This is a genomic window from Roseovarius sp. SK2, from assembly GCF_028807495.1.
Classification (GTDB): Bacteria; Pseudomonadota; Alphaproteobacteria; order Rhodobacterales; family Rhodobacteraceae; genus Roseovarius; species Roseovarius confluentis.
This window is the reverse complement of record NZ_JARAMK010000002.1, coordinates 194,482-220,829: the sequence shown is the minus strand read 5'-3', so window position 1 is coordinate 220,829 and position 26,348 is coordinate 194,482. Positions and strand designations below refer to the sequence as shown.

Annotated in this window: 16 protein-coding genes; 8 read left to right on the top strand and 8 right to left on the bottom strand. The window is 63.5% G+C overall.

All coding sequences use genetic code 11. The features are described 5' to 3' along the window. The first annotated feature begins 111 nt into the window (after positions 1-111). Positions 112-1,020, top strand: coding sequence for a hydrogen peroxide-inducible genes activator (locus PVV74_RS05305; RefSeq protein ID WP_274592712.1), 909 nt, complete (start codon positions 112-114; stop codon positions 1,018-1,020). Here PVV74_RS05305 and PVV74_RS05300 read toward each other — a convergent pair. Together PVV74_RS05300 and PVV74_RS05295 are read right to left on the bottom strand one after the other, a co-directional pair. Further along, a complete protein-coding gene (locus PVV74_RS05300) occupies positions 1,014-5,270 on the bottom strand; it encodes a translocation/assembly module TamB domain-containing protein (RefSeq protein ID WP_274592497.1) in 4,257 nt (1,418 codons plus the stop codon). The genes PVV74_RS05305 and PVV74_RS05300 overlap by 7 nt on opposite strands. Continuing rightward, on the bottom strand, positions 5,270-7,024 hold the full coding sequence (locus PVV74_RS05295; RefSeq protein ID WP_274592496.1) for an autotransporter assembly complex protein TamA: 1,755 nt from the start codon (positions 7,022-7,024) through the stop codon (positions 5,270-5,272). The genes PVV74_RS05300 and PVV74_RS05295 overlap by 1 nt, the downstream gene beginning before the upstream one ends. A 416-nt stretch (positions 7,025-7,440) precedes the next feature. Between PVV74_RS05295 and PVV74_RS05290 the strand changes: the two genes are divergently transcribed. Further along, positions 7,441-8,592, top strand: coding sequence for an AI-2E family transporter (locus tag PVV74_RS05290; protein ID WP_103762288.1), 1,152 nt, complete (start codon positions 7,441-7,443; stop codon positions 8,590-8,592). A gap of 34 nt (positions 8,593-8,626) precedes the next feature. Here PVV74_RS05290 and PVV74_RS05285 read toward each other — a convergent pair whose 3' ends face one another. Continuing rightward, on the bottom strand, positions 8,627-9,553 hold the full coding sequence (locus tag PVV74_RS05285) for an isoaspartyl peptidase/L-asparaginase family protein (protein WP_274592495.1): 927 nt from the start codon (positions 9,551-9,553) through the stop codon (positions 8,627-8,629). Between the two features lie 189 nt (positions 9,554-9,742). Here PVV74_RS05285 and PVV74_RS05280 point away from each other — a divergent pair, with 189 nt between their 5' ends. The 5 genes from PVV74_RS05280 to PVV74_RS05260 all read left to right on the top strand — a co-directional run bounded on the left by PVV74_RS05280 (position 9,743) and on the right by PVV74_RS05260 (position 20,008). Further along, the gene (locus PVV74_RS05280; RefSeq protein ID WP_103762290.1) at positions 9,743-10,603 is read left to right on the top strand and encodes a cyanophycinase; all 861 of its coding nucleotides are present in this window, start codon (positions 9,743-9,745) and stop codon (positions 10,601-10,603) included. Further along, on the top strand, positions 10,590-13,232 hold the full coding sequence (gene cphA, locus PVV74_RS05275) for a cyanophycin synthetase (protein ID WP_274592494.1): 2,643 nt from the start codon (positions 10,590-10,592) through the stop codon (positions 13,230-13,232). The genes PVV74_RS05280 and cphA overlap by 14 nt, the downstream gene beginning before the upstream one ends. 65 nt (positions 13,233-13,297) lie before the next feature. Continuing rightward, on the top strand, positions 13,298-14,596 hold the full coding sequence (locus PVV74_RS05270; protein WP_103762292.1) for an ATP-grasp domain-containing protein: 1,299 nt from the start codon (positions 13,298-13,300) through the stop codon (positions 14,594-14,596). 151 nt (positions 14,597-14,747) lie between these two features. Next, positions 14,748-16,757 carry a CocE/NonD family hydrolase gene (locus tag PVV74_RS05265; protein WP_274592493.1) on the top strand — a complete coding sequence of 670 codons (2,010 nt, stop codon included), beginning with the start codon at positions 14,748-14,750 and terminating at the stop codon, positions 16,755-16,757. 614 nt (positions 16,758-17,371) lie between these two features. Next, a complete protein-coding gene (locus PVV74_RS05260) occupies positions 17,372-20,008 on the top strand; it encodes a phosphoenolpyruvate carboxylase (RefSeq protein WP_274592492.1) in 2,637 nt (878 codons plus the stop codon). A gap of 490 nt (positions 20,009-20,498) precedes the next feature. Here the strand turns inward: PVV74_RS05260 and PVV74_RS05255 are convergent, their stop codons facing one another. The 5 genes from PVV74_RS05255 to PVV74_RS05235 all read right to left on the bottom strand — a co-directional run bounded on the left by PVV74_RS05255 (position 20,499) and on the right by PVV74_RS05235 (position 25,114). Beyond that, positions 20,499-20,918: a GlcG/HbpS family heme-binding protein gene (locus tag PVV74_RS05255; protein ID WP_274592491.1), complete on the bottom strand. Its 420-nt coding sequence runs from the start codon at positions 20,916-20,918 to the stop codon at positions 20,499-20,501. Positions 20,919-20,981: 63 nt separating this feature from the next. Further along, the gene (locus tag PVV74_RS05250) at positions 20,982-22,262 is read right to left on the bottom strand and encodes a TRAP transporter large permease (RefSeq protein ID WP_103762295.1); all 1,281 of its coding nucleotides are present in this window, start codon (positions 22,260-22,262) and stop codon (positions 20,982-20,984) included. Further along, positions 22,262-22,804 carry a TRAP transporter small permease gene (locus tag PVV74_RS05245; RefSeq protein ID WP_103762296.1) on the bottom strand — a complete coding sequence of 181 codons (543 nt, stop codon included), beginning with the start codon at positions 22,802-22,804 and terminating at the stop codon, positions 22,262-22,264. Before PVV74_RS05245 ends, PVV74_RS05250 begins: the two co-directional genes overlap by 1 nt. 108 nt (positions 22,805-22,912) lie before the next feature. After that, entirely contained in the window at positions 22,913-23,893 is a 981-nt protein-coding gene (locus PVV74_RS05240; protein ID WP_103762297.1) for a TRAP transporter substrate-binding protein, read from the bottom strand. Between the two features lie 33 nt (positions 23,894-23,926). Continuing rightward, positions 23,927-25,114: a pyridoxal-phosphate-dependent aminotransferase family protein gene (locus PVV74_RS05235; protein WP_274592490.1), complete on the bottom strand. Its 1,188-nt coding sequence runs from the start codon at positions 25,112-25,114 to the stop codon at positions 23,927-23,929. A gap of 401 nt (positions 25,115-25,515) precedes the next feature. Here PVV74_RS05235 and PVV74_RS05230 point away from each other — a divergent pair, with 401 nt between their 5' ends. Beyond that, positions 25,516-26,217, top strand: a complete 702-nt coding sequence (locus PVV74_RS05230; protein ID WP_274592489.1) for a GntR family transcriptional regulator — start codon at positions 25,516-25,518, stop codon at positions 26,215-26,217. Positions 26,218-26,348: the final 131 nt, after the last annotated feature.

The window sequence follows — 26,348 nt, the reverse complement described above, 5'->3', positions numbered from 1 at the left end:
AGCATTGCCGCGCGCGATGCAACGCGGGAATCGCTTTCACAGGGCGAAGCATAGCAAGGCATTTCAATGAGAATAAGTTGCATTTATTGATTGGATTGATAAATGTTTCTTATGAAAAATCTCTCGCTGAAACAGTTGCGCTATTTCGAGGTGCTGGCCCGGACGGGCCATTTCGGGCAGGCCGCCGAGATTTGCGCGGTCACCCAGCCGGCGCTTTCGGTGCAGATCAAGGCATTGGAGGCGTCGGCGGGGGCGGCGCTGTTCGAGCGCACGACGCGCGAGGTGCGGTTGACCGGGTTCGGGGTGGAGTTCGCGGAGCGGGTGCGCGAGATCCTGCGGTCGGTCGACGAGCTGTCGGACCTTGCGCGCAAGGCGCAGGAGGGGTTGAGCGGGCGACTGCGGCTGGGGGTCATCCCGACGATCGCGCCCTATCTTCTTCCGCGGTTCCTGACGCGGCTGAACGGGGCGTTTCCCGATCTGGACGTGCAGGTGCGCGAGAGCATCACGCCGCGCCTGATCGCGGAGCTGGGTGAGGGCGGGCTGGATCTGGCGCTTGTCGCGCTGCCGGTGTCGGAGCGGTCGCTGGAAGAATACCCGGTCTTCGAGGAACCTATGGTGCTGGTCCGCCCCGAAGCAGAGGCGGATGCGCCGGTGCCGGACGTGACCACACTGCACATGCGGCGCCTGTTGCTGCTGGAGGAGGGGCATTGCTTTCGCGACCAGGCGCTGGCGTTTTGCAATATCCCCGGCGGCGGGCCGCGCGACGGGCTGGAAGGCACGTCGCTGTCGACGTTGGTGCAGATGGTGGGCGCGGGGATGGGGATCACGTTGATCCCCGAAATGGCGGTGCCGGTGGAAACCCGGTCGGCGCCGGTCTCGGTGGCGCGGTTCCGTGGGCCGCAGCCGAGGCGGCAGGTGGGCATGATCTGGCGCAAGACCAGCCCGCTGGCCGAACGGTTCCGGGCGATCGCGGACCTGCTGGCGCCGGATGCGTCCGAACCGTCAGTGGACGCTCAGTAGTCCTTCTCAAAAAAGATGCCGACGCCGGTGTTGCCGGTGGTGCTGGTCGAGCCCTTGACCGTCAGGTTGCGCCCGATGTCGAGGTTGAGGTTGATCTCCTGGTTGCCTTCGCTGTCGGCGGTGACCTCGGAATAAAGGTTTTCCGACAGGTAGGCGCCGGCGGTGACCTGTGTCGCGCCATCCTCGGAAGTCGACACGTCGAGATCGCTGAGGCCGAGGGCGCCGCGAATGTCCAGCCCGCCGGAGCGCTGGCCCGAAAGCGTGGCGGCGGCGGCGACCAGCTGGGCTGCCTGGAAGGCCGAGATGTCTTCGAGCCCACGACCGAAGAGCAGCCGTGCGACGGCCTCGTCCTGGGGCAGGTCGGGCACGGATTCGAACGAAACGGAAGGCGAGCTTGCCAGCCCCTCGATGATGGTGCGCACAAGGATGCCGTCATTTTCCGTCTCGGCCACGAAGCGCAGGTAGGGGTCGAGCGCGCCGCGCAGGTCGATGACGCCTTCGGTCAGCTCGAGGCGGCGGCCCAAGATGTCGAGCCGGCCCCGGATCAGTTCGAAAAGGCCGCTGGGCACGACGTCGGCGGTGGTGCCCTGAAGGCGCACGCGGCCACCCAGTTCGGCGTCGAGGCCGCGGCCGCGCACGAAGATCCGGTTTGGTGCGTTGATGACAAGGTCCAGGGGGAAGGCGACGGGATTGCCGCCGCTGTCCTGCCCGATGATGCCGGCGCGGGCGCGGGTTCGGCGCACGTCGGCGGGTTCGCCCACATGGGTGATCTCGGGAATGTCGCCCGGGGTGCGGGTGCCGCTGCCCGAGGGCACGCGCAGTTCGGTCCGGCCCAGGTTGACCGTGCCGCCGATCGTGGCGCCGCCGGTGAGCGGGCCGTTGATGCCGACCTGACCCGACAGGGTTGTCGTGTAGAGGTCGGGATCAGTGACGACGAGATCGTTGAGCGCGGCTTCGAGATTGGCGTTGAACGGGGCCGACAGGGTGATCGGCCCGCGCACGCGGAAATTGCCGCCGGTGCCCATCGAGGCGGTAATGTTTGTTTCGGCCCGGCCCGAGGCCAGGCGGACAGCGCCGGTGATGCCGGTGATGGCGGTCGAAAGGGACGGCAGGGCGAAGCGGCCGTCCGATACGTTGACCACGCCCGAAAGGGAATTCAGCGCGGGCGGGCCGTTGACGCTGAGGTCGAAATTGGCAAGGCCGACAATGGACCGTGGCGCCAGGAACGGGTTGGCCAGCGCGAGGGGCGCGGAGCCGTTCACGTCGAGATCGAGGCTGCTGCCGTAGCTGTTGATCGACCCGTTCACGCGTGCATTGATGCCGCCGGGGCCGGTGGCATCGAGCGACAGCCGGATCCGTTCGCCGGCCCGGTCGACGATGGTGATCGTGCCGTTGGCCGAAACCGCGCCGGGGAAGGCGGGCACGAATATGCCAAGGTCGGCCAGCCGGGCCGACAGGTTGACGGGCGCGCCGGGGCCGCTGCCTTGGGCGTCGACGGTCACGCGGGGCGTCTGGATCTCGATATAGCGGATGCCGGGCGCGGACTCGCCCAGTGCGACGGAGGCGCGGGCGTCGATACTGCCGGCGATCAGTTGATCGACCTGGGCGATGCCGGTGCGCAGGTTGGAGCCGTCGATATCGGTCGTGATGTCGAGCGTGCGGCCGCGAACCTGGCCGGAGCCTTCGAGCGTCATGTCGAGCGTGCCGGTCAGCGGGCGGTTCAGGAGCGGCGCGAGGCGTGACAGGTCGCTGGCATTGAGCGTCATCTGGCCTTCGACCGGCAGCAGTGCATCCTCGGGGAAGGCGGCGCCGGTGGCCGACAGGGTCGTGCCTGCGCCGGAGGCCTCGAGCCGCGAGATGGTGACCGCGCCGCCCTTTTCCCAAGTGGCGGCGGTGTCGAGCGTGGCGGGGCCGGACATGCGCGGTTCGATTCGGGCGAGGTCGGCGATGGCGGCCTTCAGGGTCAGTTCGCCATCGTCGGAGTCGAGCCGGCCCGAGGCATCGGCCTCGAGCGCCGGGGTGCGCACCGAGAAGCGTTCGAGCACGGTACCGTCGGTGTCGCGCTGTGCGGCGATGGACACTGTGCCCGCGCCGTTCATCAGCGCGTCGACGCGCGGCTCGCCGATTTCCACGTCATTGGTTTCGGCGTCGAGCACGATGTCGAACGCGCCGCCGCGGATGCGTCCGGAGCCTTCGAGCACAACGGTCGCCGCGCCGTCCAGATCACGGCCCGCGAGTTGGGCAAAGCGCGACAGGTCCTGCGCGGCGAGGGTCACCTTGCCCTCGGCGGGCAGGTTCGGGTCTTCGGGGAAGACCGCGCCGCTGCCAGTGAGCGTGGCCTCGGCCAGGGTGGCTTCGAGCGCGGAGATGTTGAGCGCGTCGCCAGTGCTCCAGTTGACCGACGTCGTCAGCGTGGCCGGGCCGGACAGCGTGGGCTCGACTTGCGCGACGTTCTGCAGCCGTGCCTCGATGCCCAGCTGGCCGTCATCCGCGTCGAGCCGGCCGGAAGCATTGGCGGCAAGGGCCTGTGTCTGGATCGTGAGGCGTTCAAGCACGGTGCCTGTGGTGTCGCGGCGCGCGGCCAGCGACAGGGTGCCCTGGCCGGTCATCAGCGGGTCGAGGCGCGGTTGGCCGATGGCCAGATCGTTGGTTTCGGCCTCGAGTTCGATATCGAATGACCCGCCCAGAAGCGTGCCTGTGCCTTCCAGCGTGGCATTGGCGGCGCCGGAGATATCCTGGTTCGAAATGGCCGCAAAGCGCGAGAGGTCGGCGGCGTTCAGAGTCGCGCTGCCGGTGAAGGGAAAGCCGTCTTCGAGGCTCTCGAGTTCACCGTTGGCCGTGAGGGTGACGTTGCCGCTTTCGACGTCGAGCGCGTCGATCACAAGGGGCTGATCCTGTTGCCAGTCGAGGGTCATGCTGCCCGCCGGCGCGGCGCCGATGGCCTCGGCCAGCGCGGGGTCGGAATGATCCACGCCTTCGGCATTGAAGGTGATGTCGCCGGAAAAGGATCTGTCGGGTGCATCCGTGATCTGGCCGGTGCCCGCAAGGGTGGCACGGTCCAGTTGCACTCCGTTATCCTGAACGAGGTCGACGATCTGCATTTCAGCCTGCCACGCGTCGTCCTGTGCGGCATCGAAGCTGGCGGTGAGCCGGGCATTCTGAAGCGTTGTCGGCGCGCCGGAGATCGGAAGGCGCACGACATCGCCCTCGTCGCTGCCGATGCGGCCCTCAAGCTGGAGCGTTTCGGGCCAGCCGGAGGCGGAAAGCGCTAGGTTGCCCTGAAGCTCCAGCGCCTCGGAGGCGAGAGCCAGTTCGTCGAGTACCAGCCGACCGGTTGCCTCGGTCTGGCCGGAGACGGCGAGGCTTGTTGCTTCGCCAAAGAAGGGTTGGAACTGTTCTTCGAACAGCGGGCGCAGGTCGCCATCAAGGTCTGCGGCGAAGGTGTAGCCCTGGGCATCGTCGCCGTCGATGGCGCCGACATTCACGGTGCCGCCAAAGCGTTCCTGGCCATCGGAGCTGAGCAGGATGCGTGCGGAGAAATCCGACAGGGGGGCGTCGCCGGTCACCTGCAGACGCAGGGCGGGCGTATCCGGGATGCCGAGCAGGGTGGAGACGATGCCTTCGGGGCCTTCCTCGAAATCGAGATCGAGTGCGAGGACGCGGGTTTCGTTCGCAAAGGAGCCTTCGAAAGTCAGGCTGTCCTGCCGGTCCAGCCGCTGGATGGCGAGGTTGGCGGCGCCCTGACCGTCGGCCAGGTTGACGCTGCCTTCCAGCGACAGCCGGGCCGGTTCGCCAAGCACGGACTCCCCGAGTTCCACACTCTCTATCTGGACCAGTTCGACATTCACCGACACGGGCAGTTCAGGCAATGAGAACTGTGTGGCCTCGGCGTCGTCGGTGCTGACGGTTTCACCGCCGGCGGGCAGACGTTCGAGGATGACTTCGGCGGCAGTAAGCTCATCGACCTCCAGCCGGCCGCGCAGCAGGGCGGACCGGGACCAGACCAGCGATGCGTCGCGAAGGGTCAGCCAGACGCCATTCTCGTCGGCGATTGTCAGCTGTTCGAGCGTGGCATTGGACGAAAGAGCGCCGCGAAACCCGGTGACATTTACATCGCGGCCCGCGCCGGAGAGGTTGTCCTGCAGCCAGTTCTCGATGAAGGACTTGTCTTGTTCCTCCTGATCCTGGGCCAGCAGGGGCGTCGAGATCGCGAAGGTGAGAATGAGAAGGAAAGAAAGCAGTAGGCGCATCAGAATGCCTGTCCAATACCGATGTAGAACTCGTAATCCTCGCCCGCGTCGCCGTCGAGCGGGGTGGCCACGTCAAAGCGGATCGGGCCGATGCCGGTGTCGTAGCGGATGCCGAAGCCGGCACCGGAATGCCAGTCGCCGTTGTCGCTGCCGAAGCTGTCGCGACCGACAAAGCCGGTGTCGGCAAAGCCCACAACCTGCCAGGCGTCGGCTACCCGGGCGCGTACCTCGCCAGAGAACGCGAGGAACGAGCGGCCGCCGCTGGTGTTGCCGCCGCCAAGATCGACGCCGAGCGACTGGTAGGGCTGGCCGCGCACCGTGTTGGAGCCGCCAGAGAAGAACAGCATGTCGGGCGGCACGTCCACGAGCGATGCGCCGGTGACCGAGCCGACCTGGGTGCGCCCGGCCAGCACGATCGTGTCGTTTTCGCCGAAGCCCACGTAGGTCCGCGCGTCGGCATAGAGGCGGAAGGCCGGGTCGCCCGCGTCGAGCGCAAGAAACGGCGTGGCCTCCAGCCCGACGTAAAACCCTTCCGTGGCGTCCAGCGGGTCGTCGCGATTGTCGAAGGTCAGCTTGCCCGGCAGCAGCAGCAGTTCGTTGGTGCGCGAGCCGAGGTCGTCGTCGATCTCGGCATATTGATAGGCGATGCCGATCTCGCCTTCCAACTCGTCCGAGAAGATGTGCGACACGCCGCCGCCGATCTCGAAGGTGCGCTGGCGGTATTCCTCTTCGTCCAGTTCCTCGGCCCGGGCCTGGAGAAAGGCGGTGGTGTCGGGCGTGAAGGTGGCGGGGCGCTCGAACCGGGCGGAGAGGCGATAGTCGATGCCGCCCGAGTCGCCGCCGATGCCGCCTACCTCGCCTTCGATTCGCAGGCGTTCGGCGCCGCCAAGAAGGTTACGGTGGAGCCAGAAGCCGCTGAGCGTCAGGCCTTCGAGCGAGGCGATTTCGGCGCCGAAGCCGATGCGGCGGGGCTTGGCGTCGATGACCTCGGCCTGGATATCGAGCGTGCCGTCGGGGTTGGGCACCTCGGCCTCGTTCAGCACGACCGAGCGGAACGCGCCGGTGCGGCGCAGGCGCTGGCTGGCATCTTCGAGTTCCTCGGGCGAAAAGACCTTGCCCGAGGGCAGGCCGGCGATGGCGCGGATGCGGTTGGCGCGCACGGCGCTGGGGCGGGTGATCACGAGGTCGCCGAAGCGCAGCTGTGGGCCGGGGGACAGGCGGATCTCGGATGCCAGCGTCGAATTGCGGTGGTCGGCGGTGATCGACTGGCCGTCGAGTTCGACCTTGGCGTGGCCGGCCTCGCGCCAGCCGGTGACGCCCGCCTCTGCCGTTCTGCGGATGACGCTGGCGCCGGCGCGCTGACCACGGGCATACCCTTCGGGCAACTCGGTTTCAGGGGCGACCGGGCCGATGGCAGCACGGGAAAAAGTGAAAGGTGTTCCGGGTTGCACGATCACGTCGACACGGTTCACGCGGCTGGGCCCGGCGATGGGCGAGATGTCGGCCGCCTCGCGCCCGTCGACGCGGATGCTGACCACGCCGCCGTAATAGCCCGCGTCGTAGAGCGCGCCAACCATGCGGGCGTAATCAGCGCGGGCGGCGGCGAGGATGTCCTGCGCCGTGGCGTCCTCGGTGCCAGCGGTTTCAACGGAAAGCGAGGACCTGCTGAGGTACTCTACCAGGTCCTGCGGTGCTCCCCGGACCTGGACCGTGGCTTCGACCGCCAGCACGGGGCGGATCAACAGCAAGGTCAAGATGACAAACCAGGGCGCGACGCGACGACATTCGAACAACAGGCAGCTCCGTTTCCGGGGCCCGCAGCGGGCCCAAGGCGTGACTATGGGCAGAATGCGTCATGCGCCAGTGCCGCGCTGCGCGTGTCCCCCATCCGCGAACAAACTAGAACGGGGACAGCGTCATTCCCAGCAAGAAAGTTCATTTTCAAGGCGATCGGGCGCAAACTCTTCCGTGATCGGCAAGATTTCTCCGAAGCGATGTTGACGCGGGAGTATCCGGACGTCCCTGTTCTTTCCCGGTAGGCGCGTGATGGCGTATGGTCAGCAAACGCCGTAACGCGCGGTATCGACGCAGCGCCTTTGCGGCCGGCTGGAGGTGCGATTGGAGCAAAACGCGCAGGGCAGGGCGATTGCTCATAGCCGCAAGAGGGAATATGACGTCAGGTAAGATAAGAGAACTCGAGCCGTTGAAAGGGCACTTGGGGGACACGCAGAAATATTCTCAGGTCCGGACGGTGGCGTTGGTGATCATCGCCTTCGCCGTGGTGCTGTTCCTGCTGGTGCAGGCCCGCTTCATCCTGATTTCGCTGGCGGTGGCCGTGATCCTGTTCACGCTGACCTCGGACGTGATCCGGCTGATCGCGCGGCAGAGCATCGGGCGGTTCCGCATTCCCAACTGGCTGGCGTCCATCGTGGCGCTCTTGCTGATCTCGACGGCGCTGCTGCTGTTGTCGTCGATCATCCTGGCACAATTGAACACGGTCCTGGGCACGACGCTGTCCTATGCCGAGCGTGCGCCGTCGGCGGTGGCGTCGCTGTTCGCGTGGATGGGCGAGGACGTGGAACGGGCGGTGCTGAACTCGCTCAACAGTGTAGAAGTGTCGGGATACGTGCGGACCGTGGCCGGACAGGCGGGCAGCCTGATGCAGGGCACGGTGCTGGTCATCCTTTTCTTCGGCTTCCTGTTCGCGGAGCGGATATGGTTCGGGACCAAGATGTCGAACTTCTTTGACGATCCGGCGCAGGCGGAGCGGGCGAACCGGATCTTCAACTCGATCATTCACCGGGTGAATTATTACCTGCTGATCAAGTCGCTGGTCAGCCTGATCACCGGGGCCATGGTGTACGCAGTCGCGACGTTCTTCGGGATCGAGCTGGCGCTGTCACTGGGCATCCTGACCTTCATCCTGAACTACATTCCCAATATCGGGTCGATCGTGGCCACCGGCATGGTGGCGCTGGTGGGCTATGTCGAGACGGGCGAGGCATCGGTGACGGCGGGGCTGTTCGTGATGACCGGGATCATCCAGTTCGTGAACGGCAACGTGATCGACCCGTGGCTGATGGGACGGGCGCTGCGCTTGTCATCGTTCGGGATCATCATCAGCCTGGCGTTCTGGGGCGCGGTCTGGGGCATTCCGGGGATGTTCCTGTCGGTACCGATCATGGTGATGCTGCTGGTGATTTGCAGCCATGTGCCGCAATTGCGGAAGGTGGCCGTGCTGCTCTCGCGCGAAGGCCTGCCAGAGGACGACCGCGAGTTGGACCGGCTGAACGAGGAGATCGAAAGCCGGAGGGCCTCCTGAGGCAGGCGGACAGCGTCGCGCGCGGAGGACCCGATCAGTAGATCAAGGTGTCGCGGCTCCTACCTTCGACCGACTGCCCGCGATACATGCCTTCGCAGTTGAAGGGCATGGTGACGGTGCCGTCCGCGCCGATGGCAATGAGACCGCCCGATCCCCCTATCGCCACGAGATCCTGCATCACCACCTGCGCCGCAGCGTCGGTGACGGTCTGGCCGGCCAACCGGATGCGGGCGTCGATTTCATGTGCGACGGACAAGCGGATGAACGCCTCGCCATCGCCGGTGGCGGAGACCGCGCAGCTTTCGTTGAGAGCGAGCGTGCCGGCACCGATCAGGGGGCTGTCGCCGATGCGTCCGGCGCTCTTGGCCGTCATGCCGCCGGTGGAGGTGGCGGCGGCGAGGTTGCCCGCGCGGTCGCGGGCCACGGCGCCAACAGTGCCGTGACGGCGGGAGGGGTCGTCGTCGAGCGTGCCGTCGGCTTCCATCTGCAAGGTCTCTTGCAGCGTGTCCCAACGTTCCTGTGTGAAGAAATAACGCTCTTCCTCGAACGGCAGGCCGGCCTCGCGGGCGACGTCGTGTGCGCCTTCTCCGGCCATGAGCACATGCGAGGTATGTTCCATGACCGCGCGGGCGGCATCGATCGGGTGGCGCGGGCCGCAGATACCCGCCACGGCCCCCGCACGGCGGTCGCGCCCGTCCATGATGGCGGCGTCCATCTCGTGTGTTCCTGCACGGGTAAAGACGGCACCGCGCCCGGCATTGAACAGCGGCTCGTCCTCCAGCGCGCGCACGGCGGCGGCGACGGCATCGAGCGCGGTGCCATCGGCCGCCAGCACCGACTCACCTGCCTCCAGAACGCGGGCAAGCGCGGCATGGCAGGCCGCTTCACGCTCTGCGCTCATTTCCGATCGGGGCAGAACCCCTGCGCCACCGTGAATTGCCAGTGCGAATCCGTCAGCCATTTCTCGCTCCTGCGTTGTTTTCTGCCGTTTTGGCGGGCTTTGGTTGCCGAGAATCCCACATAACGCGGGATTCGTGACGTTGCGACCGCTTTTGCAGTTGCGGGGCTTGGTTAACGTGACATTCTTGTGAACGGGATGGTAACATCCACAACATATAGATAAGAATCCAGAGATGGATGGAGTTACTCGATGGATATGTCCGTGAAACCGAGGCCCCGGGGCAAACTTGTCGCAATTGGTGGCGCCGAAGACAAATCGGCGAAGGCGGCCATTCTTGGACGAGTCCTGAAGTTGTCATCTGCCGAGGCGCCGGTGGTCGGTGTGATCACCACCGCCAGCAGCATCCCCGATGAGGTCTTCCCAGCCTACGAGGAGGCGTTCAACGCGCTGGGCGCCGCCGAAGTGCTGGATGTGCGCATCCGCGAGCGGTCCGACGCCGACGATGCCAAGATGGTCGAAATGATCCGCAATTGCGACGTTCTTTTCATCTCGGGCGGCGACCAGATGCGTCTGACCAGCATTTTCGGCGCCTCGGCGGCGCTGGAGGCGATCCGATCCATTTACCACGAGGGCGCCGTGATCGCCGGGACCAGCGCCGGCGCGGCCTGCCAGTCGACGACCATGGTTTATGGCGGCAGCGCTATCGACAGCCTTCGCAAGGGCGCGGTCAAGATGAGCGCCGGCTTCGGCCTGATCGAAGGGGTCATCATCGACACCCATTTTCTGGAACGCGGCCGCTTTTCGCGGCTGATGGAAGTGGGGGCCACCAACCCCGAATACCTGGGGATCGGGTTGGGCGAGGATGCCGCAGTATTGTTCGAGAACGGTGTAATTAAGGCCTTTGGGCCCGGTCACGTAATCCTCGTTGACAGTTCGAGAATATCCAGTTGCAATGTATTTGATCTATCAGACGGTGAGGCGGTGAGCGTCCACAACGTCGTGATGCATGCGCTGGTCGAGGGTGATGGATACAACCTGGCGGACCGGCAGGTCCTGAGTGCCAAACAGCTTGGGGCCGAGAGCCTGGAGCTGAAGGATGCGTATACTTGAACACCGTGCGCTGCGCGGACCGAACTACTACAGCCGCTACCAGTCGATCTATATGCGGCTGGACATCGAGGAACTAGAAGACCGGCCGAGTGACAAGGTCGATGGTATTGCAGACAAGCTGCAAGCGCTCATTCCCACGATCTATGAACATCGTTGCTCGGTAGGAGAGGCCGGTGGGTTCTTGTCCCGGGTGAAAGACGGCACCTGGGCCGGTCACATGGTCGAACATGTGGCGATCGAATTGCAGAACCTGATCGGCTTTTCGGTGGGCTACGGCAAGACCGTCGATAGCTACGACAAGGGCGTGTACCACGTTGTCTACCGCTATCGCGACGAAGCGAGCGGACTGGCCTGCGGCGAAGAGGCGGTCGAGATCGTCCAGGCGCTTTACGACGGCAAGGACGTGGACCTTGAGCCGGTGATCGATCGGCTGAAAGAGGTGCGGGACGCGAACGCGCTGGGACCGTCGACCGGGTCGATCGTGAACGCCGCGAAGGCGCGCAACATTCCCTGGTACAACCTGACCGAGGGCACCAGCTATACCCAGCTGGGCCACGGCGTGAAGCAACGCAAGTTCCAGGCGACCGTGACAGATGCGTCGGGGATCATTGGCCACTCGATTGCCGACGACAAGGAATGGACCAAGCAGGTGCTCGATGATGCCGGCGTGGCGGTGCCCAAGGGCTACATCTGTTATTCCTGGGACGAGATCAAGGATGCCGCTGACTGGATCGGCTGGCCGGTGGTCACCAAGCCGCTGTCGGGCAATCACGGGCGGGGCGTGACCACGGACATCACCAACGAGGAAGAGCTGAAATCGGGCTACGAGGCCGCGCTGGCGCGCTGTCGCGACGATTACGGCGCGGTCATCGTAGAGAGCTACATCAAGGGAGAAGATCACCGCATTCTGGTGGTCGGAGGCAAGATGATAGCCGCCGCCCGCCGCCGTCCGGCGCATGTCGAAGGTGACGGCAAATCCACCATCCAGCAGCTGATCGACAAGGAAAACGAGGACCCGCGCCGCGGTGTGGGGCACGAGAACCTGTTGACCCAGATCATCGTGGACGAACAGACGATGCGCCTGCTGGAGCAGGCCGAGCTGACGCTCGACTCCGTTCCTGCCAAGGGCGACATCGTCTATCTGAAATCCACCGCCAATATCTCGACCGGCGGCACCGCGACGGATCTGACCGACGAGGTGCATCCCGAGATCAAGTTCGCGATGGAACGGATCGGACGGATTGTCGGTCTGGATATCATCGGGATCGACATGCTGGCCGAAACCTTGTCCAAGCCGCTGGACCAGCAATCGGCCGGGGTGGTCGAGGTCAATGCGGGCCCCGGCTTTCGGATGCATATGGCGCCCACGCACGGCACGCCGCGGCCGGTGGGCGAGGCCGTTGTCGACATGCTGTTCCCGGACCCGACGGATGACGGGCGCATCCCGATCACCGCGATCACCGGCACCAACGGCAAGACCACGACGACGCGCCTGATCACGCATATCCTGCGGCAGGCGGGCAATTCGGTGGGCATGGGCTGTACCGGTACGATCGAGATCGACAATCACGTCATCCTGCGGGGCGACTATTCCGGCCCCGCCGCCGCACACGCGGTGCTGCGGGAACCAACGGTAGAACACGCCGTGCTCGAGGTTGCGCGCGGCGGGATCATGCGCCGGGGGCTCGGGTTTGACGAATGCGATGTGGGCGTTCTGCTGAACATCGCGTCGGACCATCTGGGCGAGCGCGACATCCACACGCTGGAGGAACTGGCGCGGTGCAAGACCGTGGTGGTCGACGCCGTCAAGAAGATCGGCGGCTTCTGCGTGCTGAACGCCGACGATCCGCTGGTGATGGACCAGGGCACCTACTGGGCGCGGGGCGAGATCATCTATTTCACGATGGACCCCGAAAATCCGGACCTCAAGCAACACCTGGCCGACCACAAGATGGTCATCACCGTGCGCCAGGGCCGGATCGTGCTGTTGCGCGGCCAGGTCGAGGTCGAGGTGGCGGCGGTCAACGACGTCCCGATTTCGTTCGAGGGGCACGCGCCCTTCAACGTGCAGAACGCCATGGCGGCCACAGCTGCCGCGCTGGCGCACGGTCTGGAGATCGACGATATCCGCGCCGGGCTGCTGAGCTTCCACCCGACACCGGCGCAGATGCCGGGGCGGACCAACTATTTCGAGGCCGATGGCGTCAAATGCCTGATCGACTATGGCCATAACGTTCCGGCGCTGGAGGCGCTGGAACCGCTGGTCAACGGCCTGGGGCAGCAGCGCAAGATCGCCGTGGCCACGGCCCCGGGCAACCGCCGGGACGAGGACCTTGCGGCGCTGGGCGCGCAACTGGCGAAGATGTGCGATACGGTCTACATTTACGAGACCGATGCGCGCGGGCGCAGCGAAGGCGAGACCGCCGGGCTGATCGAGAAGGGCGCGAAAGACGCCGGATCCGCCGGGACGGTCGAGCTTATCATGGACGAGCAAGCCGCGATGGATCGTGCCATCGGTGACGCGAAGCCCGGTGATTTCCTGTTGCTGCTTGTCGACGACATCGAAGGTGCGACAGAGCGCCTGAAAGGGCGCAGCTACGGAGCGCAGTCGGACCTGGGCCAGACCTGAGCCAGCGTTGCGCAATCGAAAGGGAACAACGCCGGCTCAACGGCGTTGATAACCGAGGGAGTGATATGACAAAAAACGTTTTCGTCGTTGGAATGAACGAACTTAATGCGGCGCGATTGAAGCGCCTTCGCGGCGTCGAGGACGTGAATTTCCATCCGTTGCTCACCTCCGCGGAAGTCTCCGACACCCAGATTTTCGACATTCCCGACATGCTGCGTCGGGCCGAGGAGACACTGGATGCGTTCGACGGCTCGATTGATGCTATCGTGGGCTATATCGACTTCCCCGTGTCCACCATGCTGCCTCTTCTGTGCGAGAAATACGGTACGCGGAACGCGTCGCTGGAATCGCTTCTGAAGTGCGAGCACAAGTATTGGTCACGCAAGGTCATGGCCGAGGTTATCCCCGATCATACGCCCAACTTCACCGCTTTTGACCCGTTCGACGACGAGGCTCTGTCCAAGATTGGCGAGGCGGGTCTGCGCTTTCCGTTCTTCGTGAAGCCGATCAAGTCTTCCGGCTCGCGTCTGGGCTTTCGCATCGACAGCCCCGAGGACTTCGCCTATGCGACCGAAGCCTTTCGCGCCGAGATCAACGAGATTTCCGAGCCATTCAATTATATCCTGAACAAGGCGAACCTGCCCGAAGACGTCAAGACGGTGGAAGGGCATTACTGCATGGCCGAGCGGGTGATCGGCGGGCGGCAATGTACCGTCGAGGGCTATGTGCATGACGGCGAGGTCGTGCCCTACGGCACGGTGGATTCGATCCGTTATCCGCAGGTTCTGAGCTTTTTCTACTATCTCTACCCGTCCACCCTGCCGCCGCGCATCCAGGAACAGATGGCTGAGATCACCAAGACGGTGATGAAGCACATCGGCTATGACAATGCCGGCTTTAATATCGAGTATTACTGGGACGAGGTGCAGAACCAGATCTGGCTGCTGGAGATCAACACGCGCATCGCGCAATCCCACTGCGACCTTTTCGAGATGGTCGACGGGGTCAGCCACCAGCAGGTGACGGTCGACCTTGGCCTGGGCCGCAAGCCGGACATGCCGAAGGGCGAGGGGCCGGAAACCGTCGCGGCGGAATTCTTCTACCGGGTGTTCTTCAATGACGCGACCGTGGCCCGTGCGCCGTCACGCGCCGAAGTGGAGGTCGCGGCCGAGCAAGTGGAGGGGACACGCATCACCTCTTACGTCAGCAAGGGGTCCAAACTGTCGGAACTGCCGGAGCAGGACGCCTACAGTTATGCGGTGGCGTCGGTCTGGATGGGCGCGCAGAAACAATCCAAGCTGCTTTGGAACTACGAGCAGGTGATGAAGAAGCTGAACTACGAGTTTACGGATATCGTGGAATAAGCTGAGAGGAGATCCTGGCGGCATCCCGGTCAGAACGAGATCCCGGGTCAGGCCCGGGATGGGGCGCGTTGGTTTCATCGGCTGGACATCCGCCGGCGCGGGCGGTACGCGGGCTCGGACACCACGTCGCCCCTAGATCCGAGCGTTTCTCATGATAATCGACCATCCGCTGCCGCAGACGATCCGCGAAATCGAGCATCTGGAAATCCCCATGCCGGACGGCACGCGGCTGGCGGCGCGGGTCTGGATGCCGGAGGGCGCCGAGGCAGAGCCGGTGCCGGCGATCCTTGAATTCATCCCCTATCGCAAGAATGACAAGACGCTCGAGCGTGACCATGCCCGTGCGCCCTGGATGGCGGCGCAGGGCTATGCCTATGTGCGCGTCGACCTGCGTGGCACGGGCGAGTCCGAAGGGTTGATGACGGACGAATATACCGAAGAAGAGCTGCAGGACGGATGCGACGTGATCGCGTGGATCGCCGCGCAGGACTGGTGCGATGGCGGGGTGGGGATCGTCGGCATTTCCTGGGGCGGATTCAACGGCCTGCAGCTTGCCGCGCTGCGGCCCCCGGCGCTGAAGGCGGTGGTCACGATCTGTTCGACAGATGACCGCTATGCCGATGACATCCACTACATGGGCGGCACGCTGCTGGGCGATCATCTGTCCTGGGCATCGGTGATGTTCGGGATCAATACCCTGCCGCCGGACCCTGCGCATGTGGGCGACCGCTGGCGCGGGATGTGGGAAGAGCGACTGGACGGGTCGGGCCTGTGGCTGGAGAACTGGATGAAGCACCAGACGCGGGACGCGTTCTGGAAGCATGGATCTGTCTGCGAGGATTTTTCGGATATCGAGGTGCCGGTCTATGCCGTCAGCGGCTGGGCCGACGGCTATTGCCGGGCGGTGTTCCGGCTGGTGGAGAACCTGAAGAGCCCGGTGAAGGGGCTGGTGGGCCCGTGGTCGCATCGCTATCCGCATCTGGGCGAGCCTGGCCCGGCCATCGACTGGCTGACTGAAGAAGTGCGCTGGTGGGACCAGTGGATGAAGGGTCGGGACACGGGCATCGCGGATGAGCCGAAGCTGCGTGTGTTCCTGCAGGATCACGCCCCGCCACAGACGCATTATGACACGCGCGAGGGCGTCTGGATCGACGAGCCGGCCTGGCCGTCGCCCAACGTGGAGCGCCGCGCGTTTTCGCTGACTTCCGACGGGGGTCTTGGCGCGGAGGGGCCACAGGACGCGCTGGACATTTGCTCGCCGCTCTGGGTCGGGCGGCATGGCGGCAAATGGTGCTCTTACGGGCATCCCGGGGACCAGCCAGGCGACCAGCGGCGCGAGGATGCGGGCAGCCTGACGTTCCAGACGGCGCCCTTGACCGAGGATTGCCACATGGTCGGCGATCCGGAGCTGACCCTGACGTTCGAGGTGGACAAACCGGTGGCGCAGGTGGCCCTGCGGTTGATGGACGTGGCCCCCGACGGTGCGGCGACACGGGTGAGCTATGGCTTGCTGAACCTGACGCATCGCGACAGCCACGAGCATCCGGAAAACCTGGAACCCGGGCGCAAGTACACGGTGCGCGTGCCGATGAAGCATGTCGCGCAGACCTTCCGCGCGGGGCATCGTATCCGGCTGGGTGTTTCGACCAGTTATTTTCCCGTTGCCTGGCCCGCGCCGGAGCCGGTGACCCTGACCATGCTGACGGGAGAGTGCGTGCTGGAACTGCCGATTCGCACGGACGCGCCCGAGGCGGTCGATGCCTTCGGCCCGGCCCGATCGGCCGAATTGCTGGAATTGGACGTGACACGTGCGCCGGGCGCGACCTGGCGCCTGGACGAGGACGTCGACACCGGAATGCTGAGTATCGAGGTGACCGACGACGAGGGCGCGGCGACGATCCGGAGTCAGGGGTATTTCCATGCGGCCGCGGCCAAGGAACATTACACGATTTTGCCCGAAGATCCGACTTCGGCCACCGGCGAGGTGACGTGGACCCACGAGATGGCGCGCGAGGATTGGAGCGTGAAAACCGTCACCCGGACACGAATGACCTGCACCGCCAGCGATTATCTGATCACGGCGCGGCTTGAAGCGTTCCTGAACGGCGATTGCATCCGCGAGCTTGACTGGGACGTCCGGATTCCGCGCGACCATAATTGACGGCGGCGTAAGACCGGCGAGCGCGTTCATCGCGCCCGAGGTTGTTTACCAGTTGATCGATGCCTGCCGTCTTCGTCGAGCGGTCACGGGGGCTAGATGGTTGGTGCCGCTGGAGTCGAAGCGGTGGCGCATGCCCATCCGCTTTGCCGCGAAAGCAGATACCGGATTTTGTATAGGCTGAGCATGGGCCGGCCTTGTGTCGGGGCAAGAGCACTCGAACCGAGTTGCGTCGCCTGAAGAGACTACACACTCAAGTGTAGGTAGTCAGACGCGGGGGCACTGTGGCACCTTGCCGGGGCACATATTCTCGCCGGGCAGGTGGATTCACGTTGGGTTCTGTCGGAATCCGCAGGCCAATGTACGGACATGGGCAGTAGCCTCACGCGGAGGAACAGGGCGCCATTGCGCTAAAGTCAGGTGAAACGTGTGGCAGGAGAGCGTGTGGGACGGCTGGTGAGCGATACCAAGGGAAGGGAAGTCATGTACGGCATGCGGCTAAGCGAAAGCATCTGTTTCAGGACGTGTGAACATATCATCGGGTGCTGTTTCGCAAGGCCTGGCGGGCGTCACGTGCATGCGGGTCGCCGTTTGCGCGAAAACCGGGACATAGACTGATGCCTTCGGTTTTGCTGAACGCCGCCTGCGGTGTCACCGACAGTGACGAATCCTATGCCGCCGACCTGCGCAGGGAGCTTTTCGATCTTTGGGGCAACGTGCTGACGCGGCGCGCGCCGCATGTGGCCGAGTGGGCGCATAGCGACACTGAGCACGTGATTCCAGCAGGGCCTGGTGCCGTGCCCTATCTTCAGGCGCTGAACATCTGGTTTCAGCTTTTGCGGATCGTGGAGGAAAACGCCGCGATCCGGGACCGGCGCCACGTCGAGACGCAAAGCGGGGCAGAGACCGTTCCCAGCAGCTTTGCCCAGGCGCTGGCGCGTGAGGATCTGACGCGGGAACGCTTTGCCGAGATATCGCAAAACCTGTCTGTCGGCCCAACCCTGACGGCGCATCCGACCGAAGCCAAGCGTGTCACGGTGCTGGAGATCCACCGCAGGATCTATCGCAATCTGGTTTCATTGGAGGCGCAACGCTGGACCAGCCGGGAACGCGCCGCGATCCTTTCAGATATCGAGAGCGAGATCGACCTGCTGTGGATGACGGGCGAGTTGCGGCTGGAACGCCCTGATCTTAGCGACGAGATCGAATGGGGGTTGCAGTTCTTTCGCGACGGGATCTTTGACGCCGTGCCGCAGGTGTTCGAGCAATTCGAGCAGGCCGCCACGAACAGGTTCGGGACATCTGACGCGGTGTCCCCCTGCATCCGCTTTCATTCCTGGATCGGCGGTGACCGGGACGGCAACCCGAACGTCACCGCCGACAGTACCGCCCACGCGCTGAAACGGGCGCGCGACGCGGTGATGGACATGTACAAGGGGCATCTGCGGATTGCGGCCGAACGCCTGAGCATCAGCAACAGGATCGTGCCGCTTGATCCGGAGGTGCAGGGCGGGCTCGAGCGTCTTGCCTCGGTATCGCCGACGCATGATCGTAACCCCAACGAACTGTTTCGCCAGGCGATGTCGGCGATCCTGCATCGGTTGGAATCATATCGGCACATCAGCCATTTCATTGCCGACCTGGAAATGATCGAAAACGCACTTGAGTCAGTCGACGCGGGGCAGTTGGCGCGCCGCTACATTCGCCCGATCCGCTGGCGGGCCTCGGTTTTCGGATTCAGCATCTTTACGCTCGATATTCGTCAGAACTCCACGGTGACGACGGACACCATCACCGAAATCTGGCGGAGCCGGGATGATGGCGAGGTGCCGGAATATGGCGACCCCGCATGGTCGAAGCGGCTTCGGGCCGAGCTGGCGGAACCGCAACTGCCCGAGCCCGACCAGAACGCGTTGTCGGATCAGGCTGTTGAGCTTCTCAAGCTGCTGAACCTGATGTCGAAGCGGCAGTACGGCCCGGACCCGGCGGCGGTCGGCCCGTTCATTTTGTCCATGACCCGCTCCTCGGACGACCTGCTGGGGGTATTCCTGCTGGCGCGGTACGCGGGTTTTGGTGCTGAGACGCTGGAGCTCAAGGTCGTGCCATTGTTCGAGACCATCGAGGACCTGAGGGCGGGGCCGGATATCCTTGTCGACCTGCTGAAGGTGCCGCTGGCAAAACGCAGCCTGACGCGGGACGGGCCCTTGATCGAGGTCATGCTTGGCTATTCCGACAGCAACAAGGACGGCGGCTTTGTGTGCTCGACCTGCGAACTGGACCAGGCGCAGCGCAAGATCACGCGGGTCCTGGCGTCGCAGGGTCTGAAGCCTGTCTTCTTTCACGGGCGCGGCGGATCGGTCAGCCGGGGCGGCGCCCCGATGGACCGCGCCATCGCGGCCCAGCCGACGGATACCGTGAACGGCAGGATGCGTCTGACGGAGCAGGGCGAGGTCGTATCGGCCAATTATGCCAATCGTGGCACCGCGGCGGCGCATCTTGAGCTTCTGGCCTCGAGCGTTCTGAAACATACGGCGGATGCGGACGATCCGCCCCGTGCGCCGGAATTCAACGATGCGCTGGATGCGCTGTCGGGCCTGTCGCAGACCGCCTATTCCACGCTGCTGCACATGCCCGGCTTCATCGACTATTTCCAGCAGGCCAGCCCGGTAGAGGAGCTGGCCATGCTGAAGATCGGCTCGCGGCCTGCGCGTCGTTTCGGCGCGGCGTCGCTGGATGACCTGCGGGCCATTCCATGGGTGTTCGCGTGGTCGCAGAACCGGCACCTGATCACGGGCTGGTACGGGTTCGGCTCTGCCATCGAGTCGTTTCGAAAGTTCCAGGGCACCCGTGGCGAGGAGACGCTTCGCGCCATGTTCGAGAAAACCAAGCTGTTCCGGCTGATCGTGGACGAGGTGGAGAAATCACTCTTTCAAAGCGACCTCGACATCGCCTGGGAATATGCGTCGCTGGTTACGGATGACGACACCCGGAAGCGTGTCACGGACGCGGTCCGCAAGGAATATGCGCTGGCCTGCGAGGGGATCACCTTCCTGACCGGCCAGAAGACCATCGCCGAGCGTTTCCCGCGCATGAGAGCCCGCTTTGACCGGATACGCCCCGGTCTGGACCGGATCAATGCGCTGCAGGTGTCATTGCTGCGCGATGTACGGTCCCGGGATGAACCGAACCGGGTCTCGATTCCGTTGCTTCAATCCATGAACTCGATTTCTTCTGGCCTTGGGTGGACCGGCTAGGCCTATATCTGGTCGGCTGCCGGTGCCGTGGACATCTCGGGGTGGGCCTGTCACCGTTTGGTGCCACGTCTTCGACAGCATTTGCTGCACCAAAGAAGGTTAGCTATGGGTGAATTCCCGGGTACCCATGCCAAACTACGAGTGCGGTTTGGGATAGGCATTCAAGAAACTTGAGCGCTCAAGTGAGACTGCGGGCGGAGAGCGGTTGTTCGCTGCGCGGTGCGTTTACGTCAGCCTTGCGGAAAAGCCAGCTATTGGCCGTATTTCACCACCGGATATTTTTAAAAAACATTTGGTGGGGTTTTCACTTCGAGACGAATGCCGGTAGGGGAATATCAATTCTCTCTGAGGATATGACGCCCGACAGCCCCGTGAGGATAGGGTTCGATCCCGTAGAGGCGTTTTGCTTTGAAGGCAGGGGTGTCTGGGCCAGACCTTGAATTGCCACACCGGAAACACCTCTCGTCGGGCTGCGAACACCAGAGTTGGTTCAACCTGTTTGCGCAGTCAATCCATGAACGTTTATAGCGGACACGGCGCATGCTTCATCGTTATCCGATGAATCGCCTGTGATACCAATGGCCCCGATCAGCTTCTCGTCACGGTAAATCAGGACACCACCGGGAACAGGAACCAACAGGCCTTGGTTCAGTGCGTTCATGGCATCAATGAAGAACGGTTGTTCCTGTGCCCGCGTGTACAGCGCTCGGGATCCGAGGCCCATTGCCACTGCGCCTTTCGCCTTGCCCTGTGCGATCTCGGGTCGCAGGTTGCTGGTGCCGTCCTCGCGTTGAAGTGCAACAAGATGCCCTCCGGCATCTATGACGGCAATCGTGAGGGGTTTCATGTCATGCGCGCGCCGATACTCCAAGGCAGAGACGATCAGTGCATTTGCAAGTTCAAGGTTCATGTCAGCATCTCCTCAACGTCTCGCCGGCTTGCAAGGTGATGCAAGCCGGCGAGACCTTCGCCCTCAATTGTAGAAATAATCCACCAGGAAGAGCGGAATCGATGGAATGTATGTGCACATCAGGAGCACGGTGAGCAGGACGGCGACGAAGTAGATGTTGACCTTGCTCACTTCCCATATGTTCGCCCGCGCCACCGCACATGCCGTGATCAGAACACTGGCGACGGGTGGCGTTTGTTGCCCGATGGCGAGGTTCAGCGTGACAACAAGGCCAAAGTGAATCGGGTTGATATCAACAGCTTCGATCAGCGGAATGACAATTGGCACGACGAGAATGATCGCGGCGGCCGAGTGCAGGAAAAAGCCGATGACGAGGAAGAAAAAGTTCAGGATCAACAGGATCAGCCACTTGTTTTCCGTGATGTTCAGGATCCCCGCCGCCAGTTCCTGAGGATATTGTGCGCGCGTCAGAAACCCGCCCATCACCACGGATGCCGCCACGAGCAGCATGACGACGGCCGTCTGCATGCCGCCGTCGAGCATCGACTGCTGCAGGTGTTTGAGATCCACCTGACGGTACCAAAGGCTAATCGCGATGGCCGCCAGAACGGCAAGGCCCGCGGCCTCGGTCGCCGTGACGTACCCGCCGAAGATGCCGCCGAGGATGATGACCGGCAACGCGAATGTCGGCAGCGCATCAACGAATGTTTCCCACACGCGGCGGCCCGAAAACGCCTCTTCGCGGGGCAGGTCGTAGCGGCGCGCGAAGTAATAAGCGACGCCCATCAGGCCTGCCGCGCCCATCACGCCCGGAACCACGCCGGCCACGAAAAGCTGCTCGACCGAAACATTGGCGGAGGTTGCGTAAAGGATCATCGGGATCGACGGAGGAATGATGATCGCAAGCGATGCGGAAGACGAGGTCACCGCCGCGGCCAGCGCGCCCGAGTATCCCCGTTTTTTCATCTGCGGGATCAGCACCGACCCCATCGCCGCGACGTCCGCGACGGCCGAGCCGGAGATTTCGGCAAAGAACAGAGACACGCCAATGTTCACATGGGCCAGCCCGCCCCGGATGAAGCCGATCAGGGCTGCCACGAAATTGATCAGCCGGTCGGTGATGCCCCCCGCGTTCATGATCGCGCCGGCCAGCACGAACATCGGGATCGCGATAAGAGAGAACTTGGTCGCGCCACCATACATGTCCAGCGCGACATTCACGAGCGAGTTGGTGCCCTCGAGCACCAGAAGCCCGCCGATCGCGGACACGGCCAGCGCAATCGCGATCGGCACGTTCAGACAGATCATCACGACCATCGCGATGAAGATACCGAGCATCAGCATCAGGCGTTCCCCGCTTTCTTCATTTCTGTTTCGACCTCTTCTTCGATATCGGCATGTTCGAGCGACACGCCCGCGGCCGTTTTGCGCCAGTAGTCAGGCAGGCTCAGCGCTTGGCATATCAGGAAAAGAATCGCGCCGATCGGGATCACCGATTGGGTAAAGCTGACCGGCACCCATGTGACCGATACAAGCGACATGCCACCGAGGATCGACAGTACCGTGAAGCCCGCCCAAGCCAGCAGGATGAAAAAGCCGGCGGTGATGGCCTCGGCCAGCGCGACCGCCCACATGCGCGCAGGCATCGGGATCGCCAGCAGCACGGTATCGAACCCGATATGGCGACGTCGCAACGCGGCCAGCGCCGAGCCGTAATAGGTGATCCATGCCAGCAGGATGGCGGCAATCTCATCGTACCAGGCCAGGCTGGCCCCCAGAAGACGGTAGATCACCGCGACGACAACAACTGCGGTCAGGATGACCATGAGGAAGACCAGAAAGTACTCCAAGGCACTTTCAAAGAATTTGCGCAGTGATTTGAACATGATTGGTCCCTGCCGGGCAACGTACCCGGTACTGTTACATCCGACGTGTGATGAACTCGTGCAGCAAGGTATGCAGGGGGCCGCTGACGGCCCCCTGCGCATTCGGGGTCAGGAGCCGGACGCGAGGCTCTGAATTGTCTCGATCAGTTCCGCACCGCCCTCGACAGACGTAGAGAACTCTTCGTAGATCGGCGCTGAGGCATCGATGAAGGCCTGGTTGTCGGCCTCGTTGACCTCGACGCCGGCCTCGCGGATTACCTCGAGAAGCTCGGTCTCCAGCTTCGCCGCGTGCTCATAAACAAAATCCTGCGTCTCGGCACCGCACGCCTCGAGTTCGGCGCGCACATCTTCCGGCAGCTTCTGCCACTGGTTTTCGGCAACGAGGACATAACCCGGCGTGTAGACGTGCCCCGTGATCGACAGGTACTTCTGCACTTCCTGGAACTTCGCCGATGCGATCTGAGCGTAGGGGTTTTCCTGCCCGTCGATCACGTTGGTCTGCAGCGCGGTAAAGACTTCCGAGAACGCCATCGGCGATGGGTTCGCGCCGTAAAGCTGGAACATCTTCACACGCCACTCGCCGTTCGGCGTGCGCAGCTTGACGCCTTCCAGGTCCTCAGGCTTGTTGATCGGACGAATGTTGTTGGTGATATGGCGGAAACCGTTCTCGAAGTAACCGATGATCCGGTATCCCTCGCGCTGCGCCGCCGCCTGGAATACGTCACCCAGTTCGGCCTGAATGCGGCGCATGTGATCGCGGTCCTTGACGATGTAGGGCATCTCGAAAACGCCGAATTCCGGCGCGACCGACGACATCACCGACGACGGCAGCGAGAAATCCACCTGTCCGAGCTTCAGCTTCTGCAGCAGCTCGCGGTCCTTGCCCAGCTGGCTGGCGCCGAAAGTCTGCACTTCGGCCTTGTCGCCCAGCTTGCCGTTCGCGCACTCGGCAAAGGCATCCGCGGAGGCCTCGAAGAGCGATCCGGGGTTGCCGACATGGCCGAAGCGCAGTGTCAGGTCCGCGGCGGTTGCCGCCAATGGCATGGCGATCGCGGCCACGCTGGCCAGAATAGTTGCTTTGATAGTCATAGGTTCTCCTCCCTAAATGCTCCTCCCAGAGCGTTATTCCGCGGCAAACCGCGTCTTGTCGGATTCCTTCAGGTGGTCCATCGCCGCTTGCGCGCCTCCAGACTGGTGCGGGACGCCGGCTTTTCCCAGCCCCATTTCAACACCGGACAGCGTTGCCATCAGCATCAGATCGTTGAAGTCACCCAGATGCCCGATGCGGAACACCTTGTCGGCCACTTTCGACAGGCCATTGCCGAGCGAGATGTCATAGTGTTTCAGCGTTGTTGCGCGGAACGCATCGGCAGAATGCCCTTCAGGGACCATCACCGCGGTCAGGACCCCGGATTCCTGCCCCTGCCGGGCACAGAGGACCTCGAGGCCCCATGCTCGCACCGCCGCCCGCGTCGCGGCGCCATGGCGCGCATGGCGGGCAAAGACGTTGTCCAGGCCTTCCTCGTGCAGCATGTCGATTGCTTCGTTCAGACCGTAAAGCAGGTTGGTGCCGGGCGTGTAGGGAAAATACCCCGTTGCGTTCGGCCCGACCATGTCCTGCCAGTCCCAATAGCTGCGCGGCATGGTCACAGACTTGGCATGCTCGAGCGCGCGCTCGCTCACGGCATTGAAACTCAGCCCTGGTGGAAGCATCAGCCCCTTCTGCGAGCCCGACACGCAAACATCCACCCCCCATTCGTCGAAGCGGAAGTCGATTGAGGCGAGGCCCGAGATCGAGTCGACCATCAAAAGCGCCGGATGCCCCGCCGCGTCGATCGCCTTGCGCACTTCAGCGATGGGCGAAACCGACCCCGTCGAGGTCTCGTTATGCACCGCGCAGACCGCCTTGATCTCGTGGCCCTTGTCCTCGCGCAGGCGCGCCTCGATTCGGTCGGGCTCGGCCCCGCCGCGCCAGTCGCCTTCCAGGAACTCCGGCTCCAGCCCGATTTTGCGCGCCATCTTGTTCCACAGCGTCGCGAAGTGCCCGGTCTCGAACATCAGTACCTTGTCGCCGGGCGACAATGTGTTCACCAGTGCCGCCTCCCACGCGCCGGTGCCCGAGGCCGGGAAGATGAATACGTTCTGTTCGGTCTTGAAGATGCTCTTCATGCCGTCCAGCGCCCTCTTGCCGACATCGGCAAAATCGGGACCGCGATGATCGATGGTTTGCTGTCCGATCGCCTTCAGTATCCGATCGGGAACAGCACTTGGGCCGGGGATTTGCAGGAAGTGTCTGCCAGCTTGGCGCATCGCAACTTGTCCTCCGTGGCGCACGTTGGCCGGCGCTAATTTGTATTGCACGAACGTAATTATGAACTCATAATTCAGTCAACAAAAAAGTTCCGCGTTCAGGATCACGCCCGGAACAGGGAGGAAAATCAGAGTTGCATGCGTGAAAACAGCCGTCTTTCAAGCTGCCTGAGCGCTGCCGTCGAAGGTTCTGCAATGGCCAATGACGCGGCGCGCGCACGCTGTGCAACGGACGCATCAATCTACCAGACGTTTCCGGACGCGGTGCTTGTCCCCCGCAGCGTGAATGATATCGGGGCCATCAGGGACATCACCCGCGAAGAAGCCGTGCCGGTGCTTCCGCGCGGCGGCAGCACGCCTCGCGCTTGCCGGAGCAGGTCATCGATCATTAGGAGGCCTTCATGAGCTTGGGAGGAAATATCACCCGCCAGACCCTCCATCAGGAACTGGTTGAACGATTGCGCAACTTGATCGTGGAAGATGCCCTCAAACCGGGCGAGAAGGTGCCCGAAAAGGACCTTTGCGAAACCTTCGGCGTCTCGAGGACGCCGTTGCGCGAAGCGCTCAAGGTGCTCGGCTCCGAGGGGCTTGTCATCCTGCAGGCAAACCGGGGCGCGCGCGTTGCCGAGGTGACGCGCGCGGAGATCGAAAGCACGTTTCCCGTCATCGCGGCGCTGGAACAACTCATCGGCGAGATGGCCTGCAGCAACCTCAGCGAGGCCGAGGTCCAAGGCATCGAGAAAAGGCACGCCGCGATGGTCAGTGCATACAAAGCCGGAAATCGCAAAACCTACTTCAAGGCCAATCAGGACATCCACAACGCACTGCTGAAGGGCGCGCGAAACGATATCCTGGAACTGCACCACCGTATGCTCGGCGCACGCATCCGCCGAGCACGGTTTATGGTCAACCTGTCGGAAGAGCGCTGGGCACAGGCGATCGAGGAGCATGAGGAGATCATGGAGAAACTTCGCAACCGCGATGCGAAAGGACTTGGACAGGTAATGAAGACGCACATGATGAACAAGTTCGCGGCGCACCTGAAGGCGTTGGGCTCTGGCGTTCTCGACGTCGAAACGCCTGAAACGCCGGCCCCGCGATGACAGCGCCACCTTCCGTACCGGAAGAGCACGCGCCGCGCCGCCGCCACCCTCGGCCCGCCGACCTGCTCACACCCCGCATGCTGCTCGATTTCCGATCAGCAAATCCCCGTAATTCCGTGGAGACCTTCTCA